We start from the raw sequence: 24,024 nt of genomic DNA on the forward strand, positions 1-24,024 counted from the left end.
TATATTTTATTACAAAAAACCTCATTACTACTCGAGGCTTATTGTATGATTATTGCAGAGAAAATGAGCCACTTATGCGGAGTTTTGAGCCAGTCATTGCGGCGTAAAGAGCCACCCTTTGCGGAATGCTGCGCCACTATAAATAGAATAAAGAAAAGCCTCCTGTATAATAACCTTGCATGCTAGCAAGCATGACATTATTATACAGGAGGCTTTTTATGGTTAATTACCGTAAGATTCTGGAACTTTATCTTGAAGAAGTTAGTCAAAGAACGATTAGTTCTAGCACTGGGCACTCAAGGGATACAGTTTCAGATGTTGTTCAACGTGCCAAAAAACTTGGTGTAGAAAGCTTGAATGACACCATGACCAATCCATGGCTAGAAGCGTTTCTCTTCCCAGAGAAACAGGCTGTTGAGAAAGGGTACTTCCCAATTGATTGGGAAAGAGTGCATAAGGAACTACAAAAGAAGAATGTAACCCTGTCCCTGTTACATCACGAGTATTCCACAGAGGCACGGGAAGGCGGCAAGATTCCCTATGCCTATCGTACATTTTGTGAAAACTATGGGAAATATGCGAAAAAGTATAAGTTAACTATGCCTATTCGTAGAAAGCCAGGTGAAGTCATGGAAGTAGATTGGGCTGGGACGACACTAAAGATAAATGATCGTTCTACAGGCGAAACGATTCCAGCGTATGTTTTTATTGCGACCTTACCTTATAGCCAGTTCAGTTATGTTGAAGCTTTTTTAGATATGAAATCAGCTAATTGGCTTATCGCTCATATTCATGCATTGGAGTATTTTGATGGAGTTCCTGAAACAATGGTTCCTGATAATTTGAAAACAGGGGTTACGAAAGCACATCGGGAAGAGCCTCTTCTAAATGAAGCCTATCGTGAAATGGCAGATTACTACCGTACTGTCATTGTTCCAAGCCGTGTTCGAAGGCCAAAAGATAAAGCGAGTGTCGAAGGCACTGTTGGATATATTTCCAGACAGATTATCGCTCCACTAAGAAACTATCAGTGTTTTCATCTTCAAGATTTAAACCAGAAAATCTTTGAAAAATTAGAAGAAATCAATACCACTGAATTTCAAAAGCGACCAGGTTCGCGTAAAAAGGTGTTTGAGGAAGAAGAGAAATCCTACCTTCAACAGCTTCCTCAAACAAGGTATAAACTTGCGGAATGGAAAACAGCAAAAGTTCAACTGAACTACCACATCCAAGTTGATCGAATGTATTATTCCGTTCCATATGATTATGTCCGAGAGAATGTCGATGTTCGACTGACTACGGATTTAATTGAAGTTTACTTCAAAGAAGTACGGATTGCATCCCATAAACGACAACATGGTGAAATTGGCCAGTTAGAGACCAATCCAGATCACATGCCTGACAATCACCGATTATATTTAGATCATAATCCAGAAAATAACCGGAAGTGGGCAGAAACAATTGGACCATCTATGACTCAATTTGTCTCTCATATCTTAGAAATGAATGTAGAGAAAAAAGCATTAAATAGCCTTAGCACACTGAGGAATATAGCTAAGAAATACCCAAATGAAGAAATAGAGAAAGCAACAGAAACCTTACTTGAAATTTCAACAAACCCAACGGTTTCTGTCTTTAAAAGTGTAGTAGAAAGAAATAAGAAGAAAAAACAAACTAAAAAAACGGATATTAACAGACCTCGCACTACATCTGACGACTATGGATTTGTCCGTGGAGCTAAATACTTTGGGAGGGATACAAAATAATGAACCAAGAAACTTTACGTAAACTAGTAGAAATGAAAATGGGTGCGATGGCGGAATTATATCAGCAGCAAAAGCAGAATAACGATTATAGGGACATGGATTTTGATGATAGGTTCAATCTCCTGGTAGATTATGAATATGATAGACGTAAATCGAATCGACTTGAACGACTAATTAAACAGGCTACACTCAGCGAACCAACAGCAGCTATTGAAGATATCGAATATCATCCGGATCGTAATTTGGATAAGAATCAAATATTAGAGTTAGCAACTGGGAATTACCTTCAAAATCACCATAACATCATTTTAATGGGCGCCTCTGGGAACGGAAAGACATGGATATCCAATGCCTTTGGGGTACATGCATGTCGCCAATTTTATAAAGTGAAATATATAAGGTTACCAGAATTACTAGATGAATTAGCTGTAGCAAAGTATGAAGCAGATGGCAGCTTCCGTAAGTTAATTCAGAAATACAAAAAGATTGATTTATTAATCCTGGATGAGTGGCTACTAACAGAGCTTTCAGAGGAAAATATACTGCATGTGTTGGAGATTATTGAAGCAAGGCTCAAAAGAGCCTCTACTATTTTCTGTTCCCAATTCTCACCTGAGGGATGGCATTCAAAACTAGGACAGGCACAAATAGCAGATGCGATTCTTGACAGAATCGTTCATGATTCATATAAGATTCTAGTTGATGGTGAAGTTTCGATGAGGGAACGTCATGGATTGAGGGTATCAAAATGATTCCACTAGAAGTTGAAAATCGTACAGCTGGATATTTTCTTCATAGGTATTTACCTGATGAGATACAGAAGGCTCTAGAGGCAACACTATTACCCTCCTGCATTTGGAACGACGAAGAGGATAGGATGAACTAGTTAGCCGGGCTATTGAGATTATTGATAAGGAATTAAGAGATAAGAGATAAGAGATTTAAATAATAATATAAACAGCCATTGGAGCAAGTGAAGTTCCAGTGGTTGTTTATATTATTAACTACTTTGATAAAAGTGGCTCTCGCCCCCACACTTAATGGCTCAGTTGACCGCAAATAGTGGCTCAAATCTCCGCACTAATGGCTCAATCTGTCCGCAATACTCATTGTACTTCATTAACTTTAACTTCAACTTTAAATTTTAATTTATTTTGAATAAAATTGATAATTATTATCAATAATAGAAATGTAGGGAAACGGAAATTATTGTCTGCATAGAGGTCCAAGATACTAAAATAAGGACAGCATACATCACTGTCCTCATTAGAAAAAAAAATTATATTTCTGGATCAAACGTCTTACAGTCCGTTTCTTCCTGTTTTTTTGCTTGTTTTCCTGTGTGGGAAACAACGTAAATTCGATCCGCATCGCATTTGTTCCCATTAGCCCAATACCTACAATTATTCACTTCACACAATACATCTACAGCCATTTATCTACACCCCCCCTCGACCCTTATCATTTGCTTTCTTTATTACTTTCATACCTTTTATCATTTCGATTCCTTTACGTTCTATTGCAGAAAAATCATCAACTTTTTAAATTCTTTTTAAAAAGTTGTTAGACCCGTCTTCTTTTGTAAACGAAATATTAATCGTTTATAATACGGAAGGAAACATACTATTGTAGGAAAGTATTTTCACTACCGAGACAATATCTATATACATTATAAGAAGATGTATATTATGTAACAATTCGTGTTCGCTAAGCTCCACCTACCCTACAAAGGAACATGGTATATCAAAAGACAATGAAGCTCTTTATAAAGCATCAAGATCTGGTCCGTAACCAAAGTACAAAATAGCTAACAAAATTGGGAGAAGAGGCCCTTCAGATATCCTCCTCTAAATAAAATCGATTTAAATCAACAACGTGTTTATGCAAAAACCAAAAAAGACCCTGTACTCAGGATCTTTTTTGTAAAAACAATTACTTTTGAACGTTAGCAGCTTGTGGTCCACGTTGACCTTGCTCGATTTCAAAAGAAACTGTTTGACCTTCTTCTAAAGTTTTGAAGCCATCGCCTTGAATAGCTGAGAAGTGAACGAATACATCGTCTTGACCTTCTACTTCAATAAAACCGAAACCTTTTTCTGCATTGAACCATTTAACTGTACCTTGTACCATAATCTTGTTCCTCCTGTATGGCTGTGTGCCACATTGTATTACTATTTTTGCTCTTCATATTCATTCAAGGCGAAAATACTTTTTTAAGACTTTTCTTCCTTCAATCATATCCGAACAACAATAAGTTAGTCTTATTATAACAGGTAAAAGCACAAAAAGAAACAATAAATTAGATAAATGGTAAAATTTAAGTATTTTAATGTAGTGAAAAAAACACATTTTTTTAGAGGATTAACCACCTAAAGTTTGTAAAACACTTCTACTTTCCTTGGATAAATTTTCTTGTCTAAACACATTTGTTATCCATAAACTAAAACAAAGAACTGTCCATAATTTACGACTATAGTCTTTCCTACCTAAGGCATGTTCATCGAGTAGATCTAGAATATATTGCTGGTCAATATATTCTTCTATTCGATCATTTTTGATCCAGTCTTTCGCCCAGTCGTACCACTGATTTTTTAGCCATATTCGGATAGGGACTGGAAAACCTAGCTTCCTCCTGTTAACTACATGACCTGGGATCACAGGACTGAAGGCTTGTCTCAAAATTTGCTTCGTTCCGTATTTTGTAATTTTCTCTACAGTTGATAATTGTTTAGCGATGTTCCACACTTCTCGGTCTAAAAATGGCACGCGAAGCTCAATAGAGTGTGCCATAGACATTTTATCTGCTTTAACTAAGATGTCTCCACGAAGCCAAGTCATAATGTCAATGTATTGCATCTTCGTAAATGAATCTAATTTAGAAGAGTTATTGTACAATTGTTTCGTTATATCTTGATAAGTTGAACATAACTCATGTCGAAGAACCCGCTGCTTCTCCTTGTTAGAAAATATTTTGGCATTACCGACATACCTTTCCTCTAAAGGGGTACAACCTCTTATCATATAATTTCTACCTTTAACACCTTCTGGTATGACTCTAACCAGTTGTACTAAAGCACGTTTCATATTTGGCGATAAATAACGAAACCCATGTAAAGCAATCGGTTCTTGATAAATATTATAACCTCCAAATAACTCATCCGCCCCTTCACCAGACAAAACTACTTTTACATGTTGACTAGCTAACTTTGAGACAAAATAAAGCGGAATTGCAGCAGGGTCTGCAACAGGGTCATCTAAATGCCAAATGATCGAAGGTAATTCCTTAATTACTTCTTCAGCACTTATTGTATAAGGAAAATGCTGAACGCCTAATACAGCAGCTGTCTTTTCTGCAACATCCATTTCACTATAACCTACTTCATTGAAGTCTACACTAAATGTTTTTAAAGATGAATATTGCTGACTAGCTAATGTCGCAACAATTGTCGAGTCAATTCCACCAGATAAAAAGCAACCTACTTCTACATCACTTCGTAAATGATAAGAAACAGAATCCTCAATTGTTCCCCTTACTTTAATAACAAGTTCATTATGATCCTGATTTTTCGGCTCAAACGTCGGATGAAAATATTCTCTTTGTTGAAGAGTGCTGCCTGGTTCCCAATCGAAATAATGCCCAGGTTGAATTTTACTAACACCTTCGATCATCGTATCTGTGTCAGGAACGTATTGAAATGTTAAATATTGCTCTAAAGATGACTGCTTAACTTGAGGTTGGTATATTAAAGGAAGCAACGCTTTCACATCAGAAGCAAAACCAACTCCAGTTTCTACTTCAACCACATATAAAGGTTTGATGCCAAATGGATCTCTTGCTCCAAACAATTTCTTTTTTTCTGTATCCCAAATAAGAAAAGAAAACATCCCACGTAATTTATGTACAACACCTTTACCAATGAAAGAATACAAGGCGACAATCACCTCCGTATCACTATCAGTTGATAGATTTATACCCACTTCAAGTAATTCCTTTTGAAGTTCATGATGGTTATATATCTCCCCGTTAAATACAATCCAATAACGTTCATTTTCATAGGATAACGGTTGTTTTCCTCTATCGATATCTACAATACTTAACCGTCTAAAACCTAATGAAACATGCTCGTCGTGATAAACCCCCTCATCATCTGGGCCCCGATGCATTAATTTTTTAGTCGCTTGCTCAATAATTTCTTTGCGAAAAAACGAGTTCTTACTATGTTCAAAACAGCTTACAAAACCACACATTTTGTAACCTCCTAACCATTTATTGTATATACAATAAATTTAACGCTATTTTTTATCAGATTGTTACAATCAATTTGATTTTTTTTATTTGTAATAAATTAATGTTTTTTATATGAAATAAAATTATTAAGATTGACTTATAAAAAAAATAGATGCTAGTAAGCTAGCAGCATATGTAAGTTTGGTTTGCCATTCTTTTTTTGGTGAGTTGTTTAGTTTTCACTTATTTTTTTAGTAATCTAACTAGGGATGACCTATATACAAAATTATTTCTAAAATGTGCGAATTAGTATAAAAACAAATAATAAGAAAATTATGTATACATTGTTTAATATGGGGAACTCTATGATTATTCTAGGCAGGAGGTAATTTCATGGAAGTAAATATGAGTCCCGAAGAAGTTTTACTTGAAATTCAACAACTTAATGCTAACGGTGAGAATTTAAACAAAAAGTCAGTTAAAAAAACAAACCCTCAACTAATGAGAAGCGCTCTGCATTACTATCCAGATTGGGATAGTGCGATTGAAAAGAGTATAACAGGTTAACATGATCGAAAATAAAAGGCTAACCTCAAAAGGTTTGCCTTTTAAACACCCACTAACGTTATCATTAACTTTTTATCGCGGACAGTGAAGCCGTTATTTCTAGAAATCATTAGCTTCCTATGAATTTAATGGACCTTACACATTTTGCGCCTGTTATCATCGAACAAGCATCCGATAGTCTTTAGTTTGGCTGCAACTTCTCCAACATCCAATCCTCCATTTGGTTATTTTATTATTTGCAATTCTTTTGGAAACGACGTTAAACACTCTGAACTGGTATTAGTAATCAATACATCATCTTCAATTCGAACACCACCAATGCTCGGAACGTAAATTCCTGGCTCAACTGTATAAACCATGCCTGTATACAACAAATCACTATTATTGTCACTCATAGAAGGAAACTCATGCACTTCAATTCCTAAACCATGACCTATTCTATGGGTAAAATATTCTCCATAACCTTCACCTGTAATATAATCTCGAGCAATTTTATCAATCTCTCCTATTCTCGTACCTGGTTTACTTTTCGATAAAGATAAACTTTGAGCCTGTAAGACCGTTTCGTAAATATGTTTTTGTTGGTCTGATACAAATTTATACGCTACAGTCCTCGTAATATCTGAACAATACCCTTCAAACACAACCCCTAGGTCAAATAATACAAAGTCACCTGGAACTATTTCTTTTAATCCAGGGTGCCCGTGAGGTTCTGCTGACTTTGCACCTGATAAAACCATTGTTGAAAAAGACATTTCACGTATTCCTTTTTTCTTTAATTCATATTCAATCGTCGCAATAATTTCCATATCTGTCTTTCCCTTATTGATTTCATGAACACCTACCTCCACCCCAAAGTCCGCAAGTTTAGCTGCTTCCCGCAAAATAGAAATTTCATTTTGATCTTTTATCATCCTTATAGATTGTAGTTTTTCATCTACTGATGCAAATTTTGATTTCGGAAACAAAGAAAGAAGCTTCTCACTTCGACTATAGGACAATCCATCTTTTTCAATTGCAATCGAATTTACTTCTTGTATTCTTTCTTTTACAGCTTTTTGTAATAGTTCCCAAACATCGTCAGAGTCTTTATACCCAATAATTTCTCCCTCCCAACCTGATATTTTTGCTGATACTTTCTCCATATATGGACAAATTAAAAACGGTTCCTTATCTGGAAAAATGACTAAACCTAATAACCTTTCGTTCGGTTCACTATTAAACTTAGACAAATAAAATACATTGTGTTTTGATTGAATAAACGCAAAGGAATAGTTTTGTTCTTTTATCCAACTGGTTAAATTCTGCATTCTATTAATCATTAGGGTCACACCTTCTTCTTATTTATTTTCTTTTTAAACCTAGTTTTCATTCGTTTTATATTTCCTGTCAAAACGAATGAGCAGCACTCCTTTACATCTATTTACATCTATAGTATAATAAATAAATTGCTTATAAAAACTTAAAGTTATGATTTTATTCTTCAAACTTAATACGAATATTAACTATAAATGTATAGAAAAAATCAATCTGGCGTCTTGAAACTTCGTAAGCCTTATTTAAAAATGGCACGGCCAAGGAGCCGTAATGACGAAAGAGAGGTAGGGCTTTCGTTATTTAGGGATTTCAAAGAGAACAGAAAGATATGATCGCGGCAAATTTTAAGTATTCATAAGAATATATGAAGAAGGCGGGCACTTTTTGCCCGCCTTCTTTTAAATAGACTGTACTTCCAATTACCATCCTCAGTCATTAATTCCTTCTTGCATACAAATATGAATGAGAAAGATATACTTCCACCAGTGAGGATTTTTCTCTTCCCCCACTTACCCTTCTTTGATTTCTCGAAGTATTGAAGTTGCGTTATTACCGCCAGTGGTTTCAGGATAAAACTAAAATAATAACTCATACACTTCGTTTAATTCATGAGTTCTTACTTGATCATCTTCATTTCGAGCATGGTTCATTTCGTGCTTAAGAATTAATTCTAGTACTTTTATTTCCTCTTCAGCTAAATCTTCTACAAATTCAACCTCAGTTGAATACTTCTTTTGTTCAAGTTTATTGAAAACACCTTGACAAGTTGGGTATTTCTCTATGTAATTAGATAGCGCTTCCTGTAAATATCCAAGTGATTTGTCCACTCACTCATCCTCCTATATGTAACATATTTACTAAATTAGCTTGTGATAAAAAAGCGATATTATACACTTAACTTGAAACACTATCCAGTGATAAACTACTTTAGTACATTTTCATTTGTATGATATACACGCTTGAACTGAAGACACTTTATATCTTATAAACGTTTTATTAAAACTATAATATCAAAAAAACGGACTTTATTAGTTAAAGTCCGTTTCATTCAATAAGTTAACTACTACTACTGAAGCTCCACGATCTCATCAGGTAATACTGCGCCAGCCTCAACTAACATATCTCTCCATAGAAGTGCCATTTCTTTACCTGCTAGTTGTTGACTTTCTAAGTTATCAATCCATTCAAACCAAGTTTCTACAATCGCATTGTTAATGTGGTCTCTAACCTCAGGATTTAGGTCATCCAAGTGAGTGAATTCCCCACCTTTTTCAATATTTGCTTCTTTTCCTCTTACAGTTCCATCTATCCATTGATCTGAACCGTCAAAAATAATTTCATCCGCAGCCGCTTCGAACTCTTCTTGTACATCAGCAGGGAGACTATCCCAAGTTTCCTGCGTCATTGCAGTATGCCCAATAAAGTGCCCGAGATTTGCGCCTTCAATTGTATGTCTAAATAGTTCATCTAATCCAAAGTTAGCCCAGTCTGGTATACTATGAAACATTCCATCTAGAGCGTTACGGCTTAATGCATCATAAGAATCGGTTACTGGCATTGAGATGGCTGTAACTCCTAAATTAGTAGCTAGTATCTCATGTACTCTTGATGGACTTCTCATTCTTAGACTTTCTGTAAAGTCACTTATTGACTCTAGCTTTTGTCTTGTTGTTGAAATTACATAGGGTTCTGTTAATGGATTCGCAAAAGCAACTAAACCTTTATCAGTAAACTCTAGTTCATAGTATGTTTTCCCATCGGCAATGACACGATCACTCTTCATCATATTTTGCATAGCTGTCGAGGCGATCTTTGCGTCTGATTCTAATAATGGTAACATTGCTACTTCTGAGTATGGAAAGCGCTGTGGATCATAAGGACCCATTAATGATAAAGCAACATCGATCGTTCCTTGACGCAGTGCATCATACTCTGTTCCTAAAGGAACAAGCTCACCAGATGTAAATATTTCAAATGATAAATCCCCAGCGGATTGACTTTCAACCCGTTCCATAAGTGAGTAAGTAAAACCAGTATTCCAAGTATGCTCAGCACCCACTCCAGAAGATGCTCTTAATGTAATCGATTCCCCAGTTTGCGTATTCTCACTATTGTCATTATTAGACGGTGTTGTGGATGTATCCTGTCCACCACATGCTATAAGTGATGCTCCCATTGTCATTAGAAACATCGTACTAACTATTGGTTTTAACATCTTTTTCAATATCTTTTCCCCCTATACTTATAGTTTTATAACTAGTATGTAGGTTCTAAGTTGATGGACCATCATTTGAAAGTGTAAACACCCCCTTTACTTAATAAAATGCTACATCAACACCGTTAAACAACACCTTAAAACGCTTTCATTTTTAAGGTTTACTCAACATTTGCGAGCACAAAGTTACCTAATTGAATTTTATAAATTTTCAGTTTATTAATATCAAAAAAATATTTTGATCCTTGTATCCTATTGACAGCATATATTCTACTTTTTGACTTCGTTATGAAAACGCTAATTTTTTATAATTATAAAATTAGCGTTTTCCAACAACTACTTTTTGTTTCTCTTAACAAATGGTCGGATTGCTGATAATAGAACTTCGATTACTATTAGTCCAAAACCAATAGGAATTAAAAAGTAGACGGGATAAACGGGTGTTAATTTTCCACCAACGGCAACGGCCATTTGATCACTAACACCTGCCATCGCAAATTTCCACCCATAGATTGTTAATAAAGTAAAAATGATGATCTCTATGATAAGGATGACCCACGTCGAAACTTTCTTAAAACCTTGAGGAGCTTTTTCTACTAATTCTCCTAGCCTCGGTAGCACACCAGAACTATACGTATAAGCAAGTGCAGGAAAAATTGCCAATGGCATTAGGAAGAACTGTACAATTTCATACGTACCTGATATTGGAGAAGTAAATACATTTCTCATAAATACATCTGCAACAATAATTAACATCATTGCTACCGCTGCTATTCCTCCTGTATATACTCCAACTAATTTTAATTTTTCATTGATATTTTCAACTCTTTGAAAAACTCCGTTCATCACTATCACCTACTTTCTAATTATAAAATTCTAATTCGATTACTTCATCGTTTGTGGTAACCATGTAGCTAATTGCGGGAAGGCAATAAGTAATCCACCGACCACAACTGCGGCAACTACGGCGAATACTAAAGACGTCCGGAAAAGTTTTTCAATAGGGATTTTCGTTACTCCACCTACTGCGTAAACACTTATTCCAACAGGCGGTGTAATAAGTCCGATTGTGCAAATAACCGAAACTAAAATACCGAACCAAACAAGATCGATATTTGCTGCCGTTAATATTGGTAACAGGACAGGTACAGTCATTAGAATAACGGCAACTCCCTCAATAAACATAAATAGGAAGAAGTAAATCAACATAATAATAATTAATAGTAGCACGGGATAATCCATTAACGGGCCAAGCATATCAATAATTTTTCTTGGAAGAAGGGACAATGATATAAATCTGCCAAATAACGAAGCACCAATAACAATTAACATCGCCATAACCGTAACTTTTGTTGTTTCAATAAGAGAGCTTTTAATGAAACTTTTATTTACTTTACCTAATACAAGCGCTACGACTAAACTGATAAAAGCCCCTACTGCACCAGCTTCTGTTGGCGTAAATTTTCCTGTGTAAATTCCACCGAAAATCGATAAAATGATTAAAGCACCAGCCACAATGATAATAATATAGCGGCTAATTGGCGTTTCTTGTTCTTCTACCTCTGGTGGAGGTAGTTCCATTTTTCCTTGATACATCTTCAAATAAACAACGGTAACTAAAGAAAATACTAGCATCATTAGTATCCCTGGAATAAAGGCTGCAACAAATAATGTACCAATTGAAATTTGTACAGTTACTCCGTAAATAATTAAAATTACACTCGGAGGGATAATAGCTGATAGTGAACCTGCAGAAGCGGCTAGTGCCCCAGCAAGTCCATCTGGGTATCCTCTTCTTTTCAACTCAGGAACGGCAACTTGACCTAGTGACGCTGCTGTTGCTGTTCCTGAACCTGAAACAGCACCTAGAATTCCTCCTAAAAATACTGTTAATACACCTAGCAAACTAGTTTTTCCTTTTGAAAGTTTAAAGACGAGATTATAAAAGTCTTTAACTATCCCCGCTTGCATAATAAACTGTGCCATTAAAATGTAAAGAGGAATAGTCGTCAAAGCATAACTCGCAGCACGATTATAAGGTTCACTTTGTAAAAACCCATTAAGAAGGGACATTCCTCCTAGAATATAAATTCCAAGGATTCCTGATGTTAATAGTAGAGAACTAATATATTGTCCTGTTAATAATAAATATAAGAACACAACAATCACAACAATAATAGCAATATTTTCGACCATTCCTTCACCTCACCATCATATAAATAATGTAAAATTGCAAGTAGACTTTCCTAAGCCCTATCTCATAAGAGTTGCAATCTTTTATTTAGTTAAAAGATTTTGAATTTTAAATTTTAAATACAAGGAGCTGTTACAACAGCTCCTTATGTCATTGATACTATTCTAACTCCATGATTTGATCTGGTAATACCCCACCAGCTTCAACAATCATGTCTCTCCAAAGTAATGCCATCTCTTTTCCTGCATGACCTTGACCTTCTAAGCTTTCAATCCATTCATTCCAAGTTTCTACAATTGCTTGACTGATGAACTCTTGAACTTCTGGGTCTAGATCGTTAAGGTGAGTAAACTCTCCACCTTTTTCCATTGTAGACTCTCTATTTTCTTCAGTTTCACTTTTTGTAAGGTTTGCACCATCAAAAATAATTTCATCTGCTGCAGTTGCGAATTTTTCTTGGACATCTGCAGGTAACTTGTCCCACGTTTCTTGTGTTAATACTGTATGACCAACAAAGTGGCCAAAGTTAGCACCTTCAACAGCATGTTTAATTAATTCATCAAATCCGAATGCCTTCCAGTCGGGAACATTATAGAAAAAACCATCTAAAGCATTACGACTTAAAGCATCATAAGCATCTGTAATCGGCATTGAAATTGCAGTAATTCCTAGGTTATTTGCTAAAATTTCATGTACTCGAGATGCTGTACGAAGTCGAATAGCTTCGGAAAAATCACTAACACTTTCCACCTTTTGTCTTGTAGTCCCCATAATATACGGCTCTGTTAACGGGTTAGCAAACGCTACTAATCCTTTATCAGCAAATTCTAATTCATAGTATGTTTTACCATCTTTTAGTTCACGATCACTTTTCATCATGTTTTGCATTGCTGTAGAAGCAATCACTGCATCTGAATCAAGCAATGGTAACATCGCAACTTCTGAATACGGAAAACGTTGCGGATCATAAGGTGCCATGAATGTTAACGCAACATCAATTGTTCCTTGACGAAGAGCATCAAATTCTGTCCCTAAAGGTACTAATTCTCCTGACGTAAACGCTTCAAAACTGATCGCTCCGTCAGTTTCACTGTCAATACGGTCCATAAGCGGCGTGAAGAAACCGCGATCCCAGAAATGCTGTGCGGTAAGTCCAGAAGACGCTCTTAAACGCATTTCTTCAACCGCCTCAGTTTGTGCATTTTCACCATCATCATTACTATCAGCTGGAGCCGATGCTCCTTCATTGCCACCACCACATGCTACGAGTCCTAATGCCATTGTCGCAGCAACTGCGGCACCAACTATTGGTTTCACAATTCTTTTCATTTTTTTCATCTTAATACCCCCGTATTCTTTTGTCATTTCTATTTATTTATTTGACAAGTACCAATTTTAATAGTATCTAATACCTGAATACTAGTAGTCTACTTTAAATCGTCTTTGTCGTATTGCGTAATTCTGTTTTCAACACTTTTCCACTTGCATTTCTTGGTAGTGCCTCAACAAATTCAATTTCTTGTGGTACTTTATATTTTGCTAAACGGTTTAAGCAATAATCTAAAATTTGCTTTTCGTCTAGTACCATACCTTCCTTCTTTACTACATAACCTTTTGGCACTTCTCCTAGAACTTCATGTGGTACACCGATGATAGCTGCTTCTAATACCTCAGGCATTTCGTAAAGGACTTCTTCGATTTCTATTGGATAAATATTCTCACCGCCACGGATGATCATATCCTTTTTACGATCAACGATATAAAGTAATCCATCTTCATCAAAGCGACCTAAGTCCCCACTATAAAGCCAGCCATCCTTTACAGTTGTTCTTGTAGCTTCATCATTTTTTAAATACCCTTTCATGACTTGTGGCCCTTTTACAACAATTTCTCCAACTTCACCAGTTGGTAATTCTTCTCCATTTTCATCAACGACTCGTACTTGTGTTTGCGGTAACGGTTCTCCAACAGAACCCACTTTGCTAAGCGCATGATGATCCTTTAACGTTGTTGCTGCTGGAGAATTTTCAGTTTGCCCGTATAGATTTTGTACTTTTACATTAGGATAAAATTCCTTTACACGTTTTACTAACTCATACGGCATTGGTGCGGCTCCATAAGTAAGTAAACGTAAGTTAGGTACAGAAGCATCTTTTAAACTTGGAGTATTCAATAAAATGTTATACATCGCAGGTACTCCGAAGAAGATCGTTACATTTTCATTTTCCATTGTTTTAATAGCTTGTTCTGGAGAAAATCCTTCCTCGATAACAAGTGCTCCACCTGCATAGACTGTAGGTATCATAAATACATGACTTGCAGCACAATGGAACATAGGAGCAACTATGTGCATTCGATCATTGTTGTTCATCTCCATTGATTCGCTCCAAATTTTTGCAGTAGAAATTAAATTTTTATTTGTTAACATTACACCTTTTGGTCTACCAGTTGTTCCAGATGTGTAAAAAACAACTGCTGTATCATTATCGTTAGCTATTACTTTTTGCACATTCCGTTCAGGTCCATTTATGATATCTTCTAAACGATTGGAACCATTTTCATACCCAGTCGTTACTACATCCTTAAGAGCAGGAAGGTTAGGAATAATGTCTTGGATCGTTTCTTCAAAACGTTGGTCATAGACTAAAGCATCTGCTTCTGAATGAGTTAAAATATACTCAATTTCCCTAGTTGCCAACTTTGTATTAATTGGCAATACTGCAAAACCTCCAATTTGACAAGCATAATAACATACCATAAAGAAGTCTGAATTTGGAATAAAAAGGGCCACAATATCATCTTTTTTATATCCTTTTTCTTGGAAATATCCCGCTAACTTCTCTGCTTGTTCGTATAACTCTTTATATGATGTTACACGACCTTTATATGAAGAGATCACTGCATTAGGTTGACTTTCGACTTTACTTCTTAATTCATCTGCAATGTACATATAACACCTTCCCCTTTCAAGAAGTTCTATTTAATGTAAGCGCTTAATTTTTAGGTTTTTAAAAAACAACTCCAAAATCCCTTACATATTTACATTCTTCTAAAATTTTGTAATATTCTTTAAACACTGTTCAAAAACAGTGTATAGTATCCCTAGTTTTCAATCATCACCCAAAAGGATGAAAAAAAGGATTATTTGACTATCTTTATTAAATATTCTGAATAAATTTCTGATATTTCTTCTTTACTTCGCTTTCCTGCTGGAGAATACCATTGCTGAACCCAGTTCATTGCACCTAATAACATCATTCTTGCCATCGTTGTTTCTTGTATTTTAAATTCTCCATTATCGATACCTTGTTGAATGATAGCATCAAAAATTCGTGCATAATCTAAACGTTTTTTTAACATTGGATGTAGACGATCTAAAGAAAATGTATGTTCAGGCTTAACAATTAAATTGAACGTTTCTTTTTCCTTTATAGCAAAATCAATATGAGTAATAATTGCCTTTTTGAGTTTATCTTCAGAGGATATGTTTTCTTCTAAATAACTTTCTAGCGTGCAAATAGCCTCAGAAAGAATTAACTCATGACATTGATAAATTAGGTCTTCTTTACTATTAAAATAGTAGTACAAAGCTCCTTTAGTCATTAATAACTCAGCAGCTATATCCTCCATTGTAGCTCCATGATACCCTTTGCAGGTAACTATTTTCGCTGCAGAACGAAGTATTTCTTCCTTTTTCTTTGCATTTCTAATTTCTTTTAGCCCCATTTCTCCCTCCCCTTTATATAACATTAAAGTATCTTCGCAAACCAAACGATTTTAAATTTTGGTTTGAGAAATATAACCTTTATAACTCTAGATTTTTTGCAATAATTAACTTCATTACTTCTGTTGAACCTGCATAAATACTGGCAACTGGAATATCACGAAATCTTCTTGCAATCTCATACTCTTCCATGTACCCATAACCACCATGTAGTTGTAAACATTCAGAAGCTACCCGTTTGGCCATTTCACTTATCCACCATTTAGCCATTGAAACTTGTGTCGTAATATCATCACCATTCATATGTTTGACGATTAAATCATCAAGGAAAGTGCGACCAATTTGAATTTCGGTTGCCATTTCTGCAATTTTAAATTGAGTATTCTGAAATTGACTGATCGATTTCCCAAATGCTTTTCTATTTTTGACGTACTCCATTGTAATTTTTAACATCACTTCAGCTTCAACTTGACATTGTATGGCAACCACGAGTCTTTCCTGTTGGAGTTTATTCATTAAATAATAAAATCCTTTACCTTCTTCTCCTAAGAGATTTGTAGCAGGAACACGCGCATCTTCAAAAATTAATTCACCTGTATCACCACTATGCATTCCAATCTTATTTAACTTTTTCCCGCGAGAAAAACCAGGAGTATCACGCTCAACAACTAGAAGACTGATTCCTTTATATGCAGGACTTGCTTTTGGATCTGTCTTACAGACAACCAATACAAGATCTGCATTATTACCGTTCGTAATAAACGTTTTTTCTCCATTTAAAATATAGTGATCACCATCTCTTACCGCTGTCGTTCGAATTCCAGCAAGATCTGATCCGGCTCCTGGTTCTGTCATTGCTACTGCGGTAATAAGATCACCAGTTAGACAACCTGGTAGCCATCGTTGTTTCTGTTCTTCACTTCCGTATGATGCAAAATATGGGGTGACAATATCATTGTGTAAGCAAATTCCGCTCGATACTCCTTGACCTACTTTCTCCAACTCTTCGTTTAGAATAACAGAGTAAGCAAAATCTGCGTTTAACCCACCAAACTTTTCATCAACCCAAGGACATAGAAATCCATTTTCACCCAGTTTTTTCCAAAATGCTCGTGGTATTTCCCGTTCCTTCTCCCACTGCTCAAAATTAGGATAAGCCTCTTTCTCTAAAAACTTCTTAAGTGTGTTTCGAAAAATAACATGTTCTTCTTGAATATATTGGGACACTTTAAAGCCCTCCTCTAAAGTTTGAAAATTCTTATATCTTATAATAAAACATATCATTTATCATTTTATAAAAAATCACCCATAAGAATGAATTTCTGTTCAACATTTAAAATTTAAACAAGATTCAAATAAATCTGGACATTTTTTTGAACTTTATTATAATAAGGATTATAACCCTTTCTTAATTTAAGTTTATTTTAAATAAACTACTTAATAGAGATAACGTATTTTTTAAAAACTCGTTCAAAAAATTTATTTAAATAGGAGGGGCTGCAAGTTGCTTAAAATAGAAGAGTACGAAAAAGTCTTAAAGTTTGTTTCCTTAATTCAAGACGATCATGAAGATTACTTCCAAACTATTTTAAATTCACTTAAACACGCTTTTGGTTATACTAACTTATCCTTGTATATAAACGACAAGTCCATTCAAAGTTCAACTACTTTTTATTCCGAAATGAATGTGAGTGAAGAAGTTAAAAATTATTATTATAGAGTGGATTGGTTTAACAAGGAAAACATTCAGCATAAAAGTTTAATTTCTATTGAAGAAATTGTGACTTATGCACAGCACCATGGAATTGAATACTATACAAACTTTGTAGAGAAGAAAAAACTCTATCATACTATATTCATACCTTTAAAATGGGAATCTAATATAATTGGGGTTATCGGTATCCATAAAACCATTCAAACTGGTGATTTTACAGAAAATGAAAAAGAAATCCTTGAAAGTGCCTCCAAATTTATTTCAAATAACCTAAAACGTTATATAGAATACAATCAATTAACTTTTTTAAAATCAATATTAAACCATTCGATGAGCAAGCTCCCCCTTGGAATACTCGTACTTGATCATGAATTGTCCATCGTTTATAATAATCAATTAGTTTATGATTACTGTCCAGAATTACACTCAAATAACAGTATCCTACTTACTAAAATCAAAGAAATTCTATTAACAAAACTTCATCTAGAAGACGAATCTTCAATAAAAGATTTACAGTTCAACTTTGAAGAACTTTCAATTAAAATTAGTCCTTGGATGAAAGAAACCCGCGATTTGGTGGAACAGCAATTCGTCATCTATATCTATCCACAAAATCAATTGAAAGAAGACCCTCTGAAGAAAGCAACTATTGAATTTGGGTTATCGAAAAGGGAATCTGAAATCATTGACCTCATCTCAAAAGGATATAGTAATAATGAAATTGCTAGTAAACTTTTCTTAAGTATAAATACTGTAAAGTCTCATCTTAACAACATTTTTAACAAGTTAGGTGTAAATAATAGAACATCAGTTATTCATAAAATATCTGCCAACTTTTAACTTTCCTATCTACTTCATAAAACATGAAACCATTTACTATAGGTAAGTTAAACTAAAGACAGGCTGAACTAATGTTCAGCCTGTCTTTAGTTTATGGGCTTTAAGTAAAAAGTTTATCCCGCAACTCTAGCAGTTAAGACTAAATGAACACAGACTAAAGGCGCCACGTCCTGTGGCCACGTCTGTGTGACCCACATCGTGTGGGCCTCAACTAACCATCAGTGAGGGAAGAGGAAAACCCTTACTGATGGAAATTTTACTTTATCTTATTGTGTCTCTTAATTTAAAGGGATTTTTCCATTCCATTAACACACCATAGTTACACGACTCTTCATCCTCTAAATAACCTCTCACAATATGGACTGGTTTCCTCCCACACTTCATAAGAAAAGAAATGACAGGGTCCTTAATCTTCCCCTTTGTTACTGAGCTTATATATTGTTCTGGTTTCATTTGATCTGACACTTTATGGTAGCCTGGCATTCGACCTCCACCTAATAAACGATCGAGCCCTTCTTGAATTACAACATGATACATCGATTGCATCAACATTTTACCAAGCCCAAGTTTACGGTATTTCGGTCGGACACTAATATCAACAATATAAAGGGTATTCCCGTTCGGATTATGGTTTCGAATATATCCGTTATCCGTAATCTCTTCCCACGTATGATCAGCATTGTTTGGATCAAAGTCAACACATAGTCCTGTTAGTGACCCCGCTAATTGTCCGTTTATTTCCACACATAAAGCACCTTGTTGAAATAATGTAACATGATTTGTTAGTTGTTCTTCATTCCACCATAACTCTGAAGGAAATGGTGGTGGAAAACATTCCTTTTGAATAAGAATAAGCTGATCAAAGTCTTCCTTGCCATAATTACGAATAACAACAGAAACGGGATCATTTTGATCAAACGTATAGAATTCACTTCGATACAACATATTCTATTTATACCCTTTCGTATTCATTCTTTCCCAGTCGGGATAAAGGTCTGTACGACGATCTCTCCAGGTGGTAACTGATCCTTTTTGGCGAACTTCATAAAGGAGGCTAAGATCTAGATCGGCCGTAACAATCATGTCGTTATTTAATTCACCTTCTACCATAATTCCTTGCGGTGGAAAGGGAATGTCATTCGGTGTAATAATAGCTGCTTGCCCAAAATTTGCTCGCATAAAATCGACGGTCGGGAGCGAACCTACTGTACCAGTTACGACAACATACACTTGATTTTCAATCGCTCGTGCATGACTCGTATAACGAACGCGATGAAAACCATGACGATCATCCGTACAAGATGGGCAAAAAATAACATCTGCACCTTGAGCCTTTGCCATTCGTACCACTTCAGGAAATTCTATATCGTAACACGTTAATATCGCAATTCTCCCTTTATCTGTATCAAAGACTTTCACTTCGTCCCCTTGAGACATATTCCACTCATTTACTTCTGTTGGTGTTATATGAAGTTTTGATTGTTGTTCAATTCTTCCGTCGGGGTAAAAGAGATGAGCAACATTATATAAATGATCGTTTTTACGAATTACATGCGTTCCACCGATAATATACATGTTCATCTTCTGTGCAAAAGAGGAAAATAAACTTTGATATTGTTCTGTAAAACCAGGTAATTCGTTAATCGTTAGTGAAGTTCCATTCTCACTACCAATTGACAATAATTGTGTTGTAAAAAATTCAGGAAACAATACAAATTCAGCATCAAACTCTGCTGCAGCTTTTAAATAGTGCTCACTTTGTTTCGCAAACTCCTCAAACGCCTTAATCGACTGTAATTGATATTGCACTGCGGAAACACGTAATTTCATAAAAACATCCCCCTTCTCAGCAATTAATCCTTAGATGATTATCTGTCAAATTCATGAGTTTAACAAGTACGGACTTTTTGGTAAGGAGGTAACTTTTAGGGTACCTTTGAAAATATAGGATTCAAATATGCCTTTTCAGGTCTTCAATTCGCTTTTTTCCCCAATCGTACATCATTACAATGATAGGTAATAATGACTTTCCGACTGGTGTTAAAGAATACTCAACTCTTGGTGGAACTTCAGGAAATACTTCACGATGAACAATTCCGTCTTCCATTAATTCCTTTAATTGATTGGATAACATTTTATGAGTTATTTTTGGTAATGACTTTTGTAGTTCATTAAATCGATAAGGGTGCCCCTGTCCCAAATACCAAATAATCACGATTTTCCACTTTCCACTAATCACTGAAAGTGTTAACTCTTTTTCACAATTAAAATCTCCTTTTTCTATCTTTTCTCTTATTTCTTTTCTTAAAATCTCTGCCATATTATTACCTCATATTTTCTTTAAATTTACCCTTAATCTAAATGAAGAACAGTCAATGCATGTTCAATTTCATCCTTTGTATTTTTATATCTCCATTGGTTCGCATATCCTAAACTACTACAAATATACTCGGTTTCTTTCACTTTTACCTTTTTACGAAAATGTACATGGCCACATAAAGCATAACGGACATTATGGTTACTCACTAACTGTTCATAATCTTTACTACCAAGGAAAGCGTTAAAATAATCCCATATACGATGGGGAGTTGGAACTGTAAACAGATGATGAGAAACTACATGCGTACAAAAAATGATGTTTTTATTTTTACACCTCAATAATTGTTCTTGAAAGCGTTCCATAAAAAATTGATGTATATCTACTGAATGAGTGGCCCAGTCAGTATATTCTTTATCTTGCCACGTACTTCCTTTCATTTTCATATTCATAAAATCCTGAATTTGATATTTTGCATAATTCCCAAAACTAAAATCATACCATCCGATATCGCCAATTATGACCCATTTATCATTTAATTGTTGAGGACCATTTGCTAAATTTCGTTGATTCGCCTTTAAATCATTGTAAATATCCCATGTTCTTTTGCCAGGATAGTGAATATTCCAAAGATCGTGGTTTCCTGCTACAAAATAACATGGTATGTTTAGATCATGTTCTATCTTATCAATGGTAGCTAACGTTTCTTTATAATCATTTGAAATGTCCCCACCAATACAAATTGCCTCAAGTTGTTGTTTTGCAATTTCCTCTAGAAATACATCTAGCACATCACCGCGTTTTCTTTTTTCATTAATATCTAGGTGCAGGTCAGCAATAAACCCTAATTTCACGCCATCACCTTCTCTTTTTTTTTAAACAGTTGTACCTTCAAGTATATCAAACAAGAGATCACGAACATGGATTTCTCTTTTTCTGTTTTAATTTCCTTGATATCACTTAAGTACAACAATTATAAAGGCTGATTCATTTTAGTTAGAATCAGCCTTGTTTTATTAGTTTACAGGATTTCCTGTGTACTTTTCACGTAATATAAACTTTTGAATTTTTCCTGATGCATTTCGAGGTAATTGATCAATAAACAAGAATTTTTTCGGTACTTTATATCCAGCTAAACGTTGGCGGCAAAATGCATTAATCTCTTCTTCGCTTAATTGTTCTCCTTCTTTTACAACAATAACAGCAGTTACAAGTTCTCCCCACTTAGGATCAGGGGTTCCAATGACAGCACTTTCAACAATGTGTGGATGTTCATCTAAAGCATACTCAACTTCCACGGAGTATACATTTTCACCGCCCGTAATAACCATGTCTTTTCTACGATCAACTAGTGAAATATAACCGTCCTCATCTACGGATGCTAGATCACCTGTATAAAGCCAACCATCACGTAGCGTCTTTGCCGTTTCTTCTGGCTTATTATAATACTCTTTCATGATCGTTTCGCCTCGTAAAATTAATTCACCAATTTCTCCAACTTCTACTTCATCACCGTTTTCATTGACTACCTTTACTTCTGTAAATGAAGTCGGCCATTTTCCTGACTTTCCAATCTTAGTTTCGTGGTCATCTGGTGTTAAATATATACCTGTTGGCCCACCTTCTGTTAAACCACAAAGATTATAGAATTGGTCTGTTTTAAATAATTCCATGCTCTTCTTAACTAAGTCAGGTGACATAGGTGCAGCACCATAACCACAACGAGCAATAGAAGACAAATCTAACTGATCAACATTCGGTACTTGAGTAAAGAAGTTATACATTGTCGGAACCCCAAAGAATAATGTAATTCGATTTTTTTCTATTGTTTTTAATGTTTCAACTGGATGAAAGTCCTGTTCGATTACATTTGTGGCGCCGAGGAAAAATCCAGGTAACAAAAATAAACAAAGCTGAGCGCAGTGAAACAGTGGAGCAACATGTAATAATTTATCTTCACACTGAAGCCCTAACAAACCAGTAGTTCCGATCGCCACTTTAACAACGCGTTGGTGATCGAAAAGAGCGCCTTTTGGTTTACCAGTTGTCCCTGACGTATAAAGAATATGAAGGTCATCAGTCCCTAAAACTTCAACATCGGGTTCTTCGAGATTATTAGTCAAAATATTTTCATAACTTAAGTATTCTGGAACTGTTGCTCTAGGTGTAACAATTACATTACGGATCGCTACATCGTCTCTACTTGCTTCCTGAATAATGTCCTCAAACTCTTGATCACAAACAACCATTACACTATCAGATTGATCAAGAATATAGTTTACTTCTCTACCAACCAACCTAAAATTAACAGGGACTATGACTGCACCAAGTTTAGCTGCCGCAAAATAGGTTATTGCAAAATAATCAGAGTTTTTCATCATAATTGCGAGTTTTTCACCTTTTTGTAAACCAATACTCGATAAACCATGAGCAAGTCGATTAACATTCTCATTGAATTGTCGATAAGTATACTCCCTATCCTTAAACGTAACCGCTAATTTTTCTGGATGACGCCGAGCATTAAGAGCTAAACTACTTGTAATATTCACAAAATAACCCCCTAAAAAATTTTAACGTCTTTCCGAAAGAAGTCTCCCTCTTCAAGCGTGTGAAGGGCGTAGCCCAACGGTAAGGGGGAGATGAATTTCGGTTGGGCTTTAGCCCAAAGGCTTTTTTCTTTTGTCTTTTTTCTCGTTATGTTATAATCAGTCTTATAAAGAATAAGGATTGATATAACAATGAAGTTAGATAGTAATAACCATTCAGTATTCTTGATGTATTATCACCTTGTATTAGTTGTGAAATATCGAAGAAAGGTCATTGATGATACTATTTCAAACTATGCAAGAGATAAATTCGTGTCGTTGAGTGAGAAATACAATATTACATTAGTCGAGTGGAACCATGATATTGACCATGTACATATTCTTTTCAAAGCACAACCTAATAGTGAATTGTCCAAATTTATCAACGCCTACAAAAGTGCAAGTTCAAGACTCATCAAGAAGGATTTTCCTCATGTTCGTAAAAAGTTGTGGAAAGAAATGTTTTGGTCAAGAAGCTTTTGTTTATTGACTACTGGTGGTTCGCCTATTGAAGTGGTGAAAAAATATATTGAAAATCAAGGAATGAAGTGAGGTGA

The 24,024-nt window shown here is 35.2% G+C and carries 22 protein-coding genes; 5 read left to right on the plus strand and 17 right to left on the minus strand.

Features of this window, described 5'->3' with window-relative positions:
* The first annotated feature begins 218 nt into the window (after positions 1-218).
* Positions 219-1,766 (plus strand): IS21 family transposase, encoded by a 1,548-nt coding sequence (gene istA / locus BK574_RS10845; RefSeq protein ID WP_078428143.1) that lies wholly within the window; start codon positions 219-221, stop codon positions 1,764-1,766.
* Positions 1,763-2,518 (plus strand): IS21-like element helper ATPase IstB, encoded by a 756-nt coding sequence (gene istB / locus BK574_RS10850; protein ID WP_420796988.1) that lies wholly within the window; start codon positions 1,763-1,765, stop codon positions 2,516-2,518. The genes istA and istB overlap by 4 nt, the downstream gene beginning before the upstream one ends.
* Before the next feature lie 527 nt (positions 2,519-3,045).
* Here istB and BK574_RS10860 read toward each other — a convergent pair.
* From BK574_RS10860 to asnB, 3 genes are all read right to left on the minus strand, one after another.
* Positions 3,046-3,201, minus strand: a complete 156-nt coding sequence (locus BK574_RS10860) for a DUF1540 domain-containing protein (RefSeq protein WP_078428616.1) — start codon at positions 3,199-3,201, stop codon at positions 3,046-3,048.
* A gap of 497 nt (positions 3,202-3,698) precedes the next feature.
* The gene (locus BK574_RS10865; RefSeq protein WP_075384919.1) at positions 3,699-3,896 is read right to left on the minus strand and encodes a cold-shock protein; all 198 of its coding nucleotides are present in this window, start codon (positions 3,894-3,896) and stop codon (positions 3,699-3,701) included.
* A gap of 231 nt (positions 3,897-4,127) precedes the next feature.
* Positions 4,128-6,014, minus strand: a complete 1,887-nt coding sequence (gene asnB / locus BK574_RS10870; RefSeq protein WP_078428617.1) for an asparagine synthase (glutamine-hydrolyzing) — start codon at positions 6,012-6,014, stop codon at positions 4,128-4,130.
* 373 nt (positions 6,015-6,387) lie between these two features.
* Between asnB and BK574_RS27865 the strand changes: the two genes are divergently transcribed.
* Positions 6,388-6,561, plus strand: coding sequence for a hypothetical protein (locus tag BK574_RS27865; RefSeq protein WP_169917344.1), 174 nt, complete (start codon positions 6,388-6,390; stop codon positions 6,559-6,561).
* A 224-nt stretch (positions 6,562-6,785) separates the two neighbouring features.
* Here the strand turns inward: BK574_RS27865 and BK574_RS10875 are convergent, their stop codons facing one another.
* From BK574_RS10875 to BK574_RS10920, 9 genes are all read right to left on the minus strand, one after another.
* Positions 6,786-7,883 (minus strand): M24 family metallopeptidase, encoded by a 1,098-nt coding sequence (locus tag BK574_RS10875; RefSeq protein ID WP_078428618.1) that lies wholly within the window; start codon positions 7,881-7,883, stop codon positions 6,786-6,788.
* Positions 7,884-8,453: 570 nt separating this feature from the next.
* The gene (locus BK574_RS10885) at positions 8,454-8,705 is read right to left on the minus strand and encodes a sporulation protein (RefSeq protein ID WP_075384923.1); all 252 of its coding nucleotides are present in this window, start codon (positions 8,703-8,705) and stop codon (positions 8,454-8,456) included.
* A 239-nt stretch (positions 8,706-8,944) separates the two neighbouring features.
* Positions 8,945-10,093, minus strand: a complete 1,149-nt coding sequence (locus tag BK574_RS10890; RefSeq protein ID WP_238458129.1) for a type 2 periplasmic-binding domain-containing protein — start codon at positions 10,091-10,093, stop codon at positions 8,945-8,947.
* Positions 10,094-10,429: 336 nt separating this feature from the next.
* Positions 10,430-10,939: a TRAP transporter small permease gene (locus BK574_RS10895; RefSeq protein ID WP_142247946.1), complete on the minus strand. Its 510-nt coding sequence runs from the start codon at positions 10,937-10,939 to the stop codon at positions 10,430-10,432.
* A gap of 39 nt (positions 10,940-10,978) precedes the next feature.
* Positions 10,979-12,289, minus strand: coding sequence for a TRAP transporter large permease (locus tag BK574_RS10900; RefSeq protein ID WP_078428621.1), 1,311 nt, complete (start codon positions 12,287-12,289; stop codon positions 10,979-10,981).
* 157 nt (positions 12,290-12,446) lie between these two features.
* Entirely contained in the window at positions 12,447-13,625 is a 1,179-nt protein-coding gene (gene dctP, locus BK574_RS10905) for a TRAP transporter substrate-binding protein DctP (protein ID WP_158211620.1), read from the minus strand.
* Between the two features lie 94 nt (positions 13,626-13,719).
* Positions 13,720-15,237 (minus strand): class I adenylate-forming enzyme family protein, encoded by a 1,518-nt coding sequence (locus tag BK574_RS10910; protein WP_078428623.1) that lies wholly within the window; start codon positions 15,235-15,237, stop codon positions 13,720-13,722.
* Between the two features lie 191 nt (positions 15,238-15,428).
* Entirely contained in the window at positions 15,429-16,013 is a 585-nt protein-coding gene (locus BK574_RS10915; RefSeq protein ID WP_078428624.1) for a TetR/AcrR family transcriptional regulator, read from the minus strand.
* A 79-nt stretch (positions 16,014-16,092) separates the two neighbouring features.
* Positions 16,093-17,238, minus strand: coding sequence for an acyl-CoA dehydrogenase family protein (locus BK574_RS10920; RefSeq protein ID WP_238458002.1), 1,146 nt, complete (start codon positions 17,236-17,238; stop codon positions 16,093-16,095).
* Positions 17,239-17,515: 277 nt separating this feature from the next.
* Between BK574_RS10920 and BK574_RS28800 the strand changes: the two genes are divergently transcribed.
* Complete coding sequence (locus BK574_RS28800; protein WP_078428626.1) at positions 17,516-18,565, plus strand: helix-turn-helix transcriptional regulator; 1,050 nt, start codon at positions 17,516-17,518, stop codon at positions 18,563-18,565.
* A 261-nt stretch (positions 18,566-18,826) separates the two neighbouring features.
* On the opposite strand, the gene BK574_RS10930 is transcribed toward BK574_RS28800, so the two are convergent.
* The 5 genes from BK574_RS10930 to BK574_RS10950 form a co-directional block, all read right to left on the minus strand.
* Positions 18,827-19,510 carry a GNAT family N-acetyltransferase gene (locus BK574_RS10930; RefSeq protein ID WP_078428627.1) on the minus strand — a complete coding sequence of 228 codons (684 nt, stop codon included), beginning with the start codon at positions 19,508-19,510 and terminating at the stop codon, positions 18,827-18,829.
* Between the two features lie 3 nt (positions 19,511-19,513).
* The gene (locus BK574_RS10935; protein WP_078428628.1) at positions 19,514-20,395 is read right to left on the minus strand and encodes a carbon-nitrogen hydrolase family protein; all 882 of its coding nucleotides are present in this window, start codon (positions 20,393-20,395) and stop codon (positions 19,514-19,516) included.
* Positions 20,396-20,516: 121 nt separating this feature from the next.
* Positions 20,517-20,885, minus strand: a complete 369-nt coding sequence (locus BK574_RS10940) for a winged helix-turn-helix transcriptional regulator (protein WP_078428629.1) — start codon at positions 20,883-20,885, stop codon at positions 20,517-20,519.
* A 32-nt stretch (positions 20,886-20,917) separates the two neighbouring features.
* Positions 20,918-21,736 (minus strand): metallophosphoesterase, encoded by an 819-nt coding sequence (locus BK574_RS10945; RefSeq protein ID WP_078428630.1) that lies wholly within the window; start codon positions 21,734-21,736, stop codon positions 20,918-20,920.
* 162 nt (positions 21,737-21,898) lie between these two features.
* Complete coding sequence (locus BK574_RS10950) at positions 21,899-23,431, minus strand: class I adenylate-forming enzyme family protein (protein ID WP_078428631.1); 1,533 nt, start codon at positions 23,429-23,431, stop codon at positions 21,899-21,901.
* A 189-nt stretch (positions 23,432-23,620) separates the two neighbouring features.
* Here BK574_RS10950 and tnpA point away from each other — a divergent pair, with 189 nt between their 5' ends.
* Positions 23,621-24,019, plus strand: coding sequence for an IS200/IS605 family transposase (gene tnpA / locus BK574_RS10955; RefSeq protein ID WP_078428632.1), 399 nt, complete (start codon positions 23,621-23,623; stop codon positions 24,017-24,019).
* Positions 24,020-24,024: the final 5 nt, after the last annotated feature.

The organism is Alkalihalobacterium alkalinitrilicum (genome assembly GCF_002019605.1).
Lineage (GTDB): Bacteria > Bacillota > Bacilli > Bacillales > Bacillaceae_F > Alkalihalobacterium > Alkalihalobacterium alkalinitrilicum.

Coding starts and splice junctions, on each gene's coding strand:
- istA (WP_078428143.1), top strand. CDS start 219: ATGGTTAATTACCGTAAGATTCTGGAACTTTATCTTGAAGAAGTTAGT.
- BK574_RS10860 (WP_078428616.1), bottom strand. CDS start 3,201: ATGGCTGTAGATGTATTGTGTGAAGTGAATAATTGTAGGTATTGGGCT.
- BK574_RS10865 (WP_075384919.1), bottom strand. CDS start 3,896: ATGGTACAAGGTACAGTTAAATGGTTCAATGCAGAAAAAGGTTTCGGT.
- asnB (WP_078428617.1), bottom strand. CDS start 6,014: ATGTGTGGTTTTGTAAGCTGTTTTGAACATAGTAAGAACTCGTTTTTT.
- BK574_RS27865 (WP_169917344.1), top strand. CDS start 6,388: ATGGAAGTAAATATGAGTCCCGAAGAAGTTTTACTTGAAATTCAACAA.
- BK574_RS10875 (WP_078428618.1), bottom strand. CDS start 7,883: ATGATTAATAGAATGCAGAATTTAACCAGTTGGATAAAAGAACAAAAC.
- BK574_RS10890 (WP_238458129.1), bottom strand. CDS start 10,093: ATGTTAAAACCAATAGTTAGTACGATGTTTCTAATGACAATGGGAGCA.
- BK574_RS10895 (WP_142247946.1), bottom strand. CDS start 10,939: ATGAACGGAGTTTTTCAAAGAGTTGAAAATATCAATGAAAAATTAAAA.
- BK574_RS10900 (WP_078428621.1), bottom strand. CDS start 12,289: ATGGTCGAAAATATTGCTATTATTGTTGTGATTGTTGTGTTCTTATAT.
- dctP (WP_158211620.1), bottom strand. CDS start 13,625: ATGAAAAAAATGAAAAGAATTGTGAAACCAATAGTTGGTGCCGCAGTT.
- BK574_RS10910 (WP_078428623.1), bottom strand. CDS start 15,237: ATGTACATTGCAGATGAATTAAGAAGTAAAGTCGAAAGTCAACCTAAT.
- BK574_RS10915 (WP_078428624.1), bottom strand. CDS start 16,013: ATGGGGCTAAAAGAAATTAGAAATGCAAAGAAAAAGGAAGAAATACTT.
- BK574_RS10930 (WP_078428627.1), bottom strand. CDS start 19,510: ATGTTGTATCGAAGTGAATTCTATACGTTTGATCAAAATGATCCCGTT.
- BK574_RS10935 (WP_078428628.1), bottom strand. CDS start 20,395: ATGAAATTACGTGTTTCCGCAGTGCAATATCAATTACAGTCGATTAAG.
- BK574_RS10940 (WP_078428629.1), bottom strand. CDS start 20,885: ATGGCAGAGATTTTAAGAAAAGAAATAAGAGAAAAGATAGAAAAAGGA.
- tnpA (WP_078428632.1), top strand. CDS start 23,621: ATGAAGTTAGATAGTAATAACCATTCAGTATTCTTGATGTATTATCAC.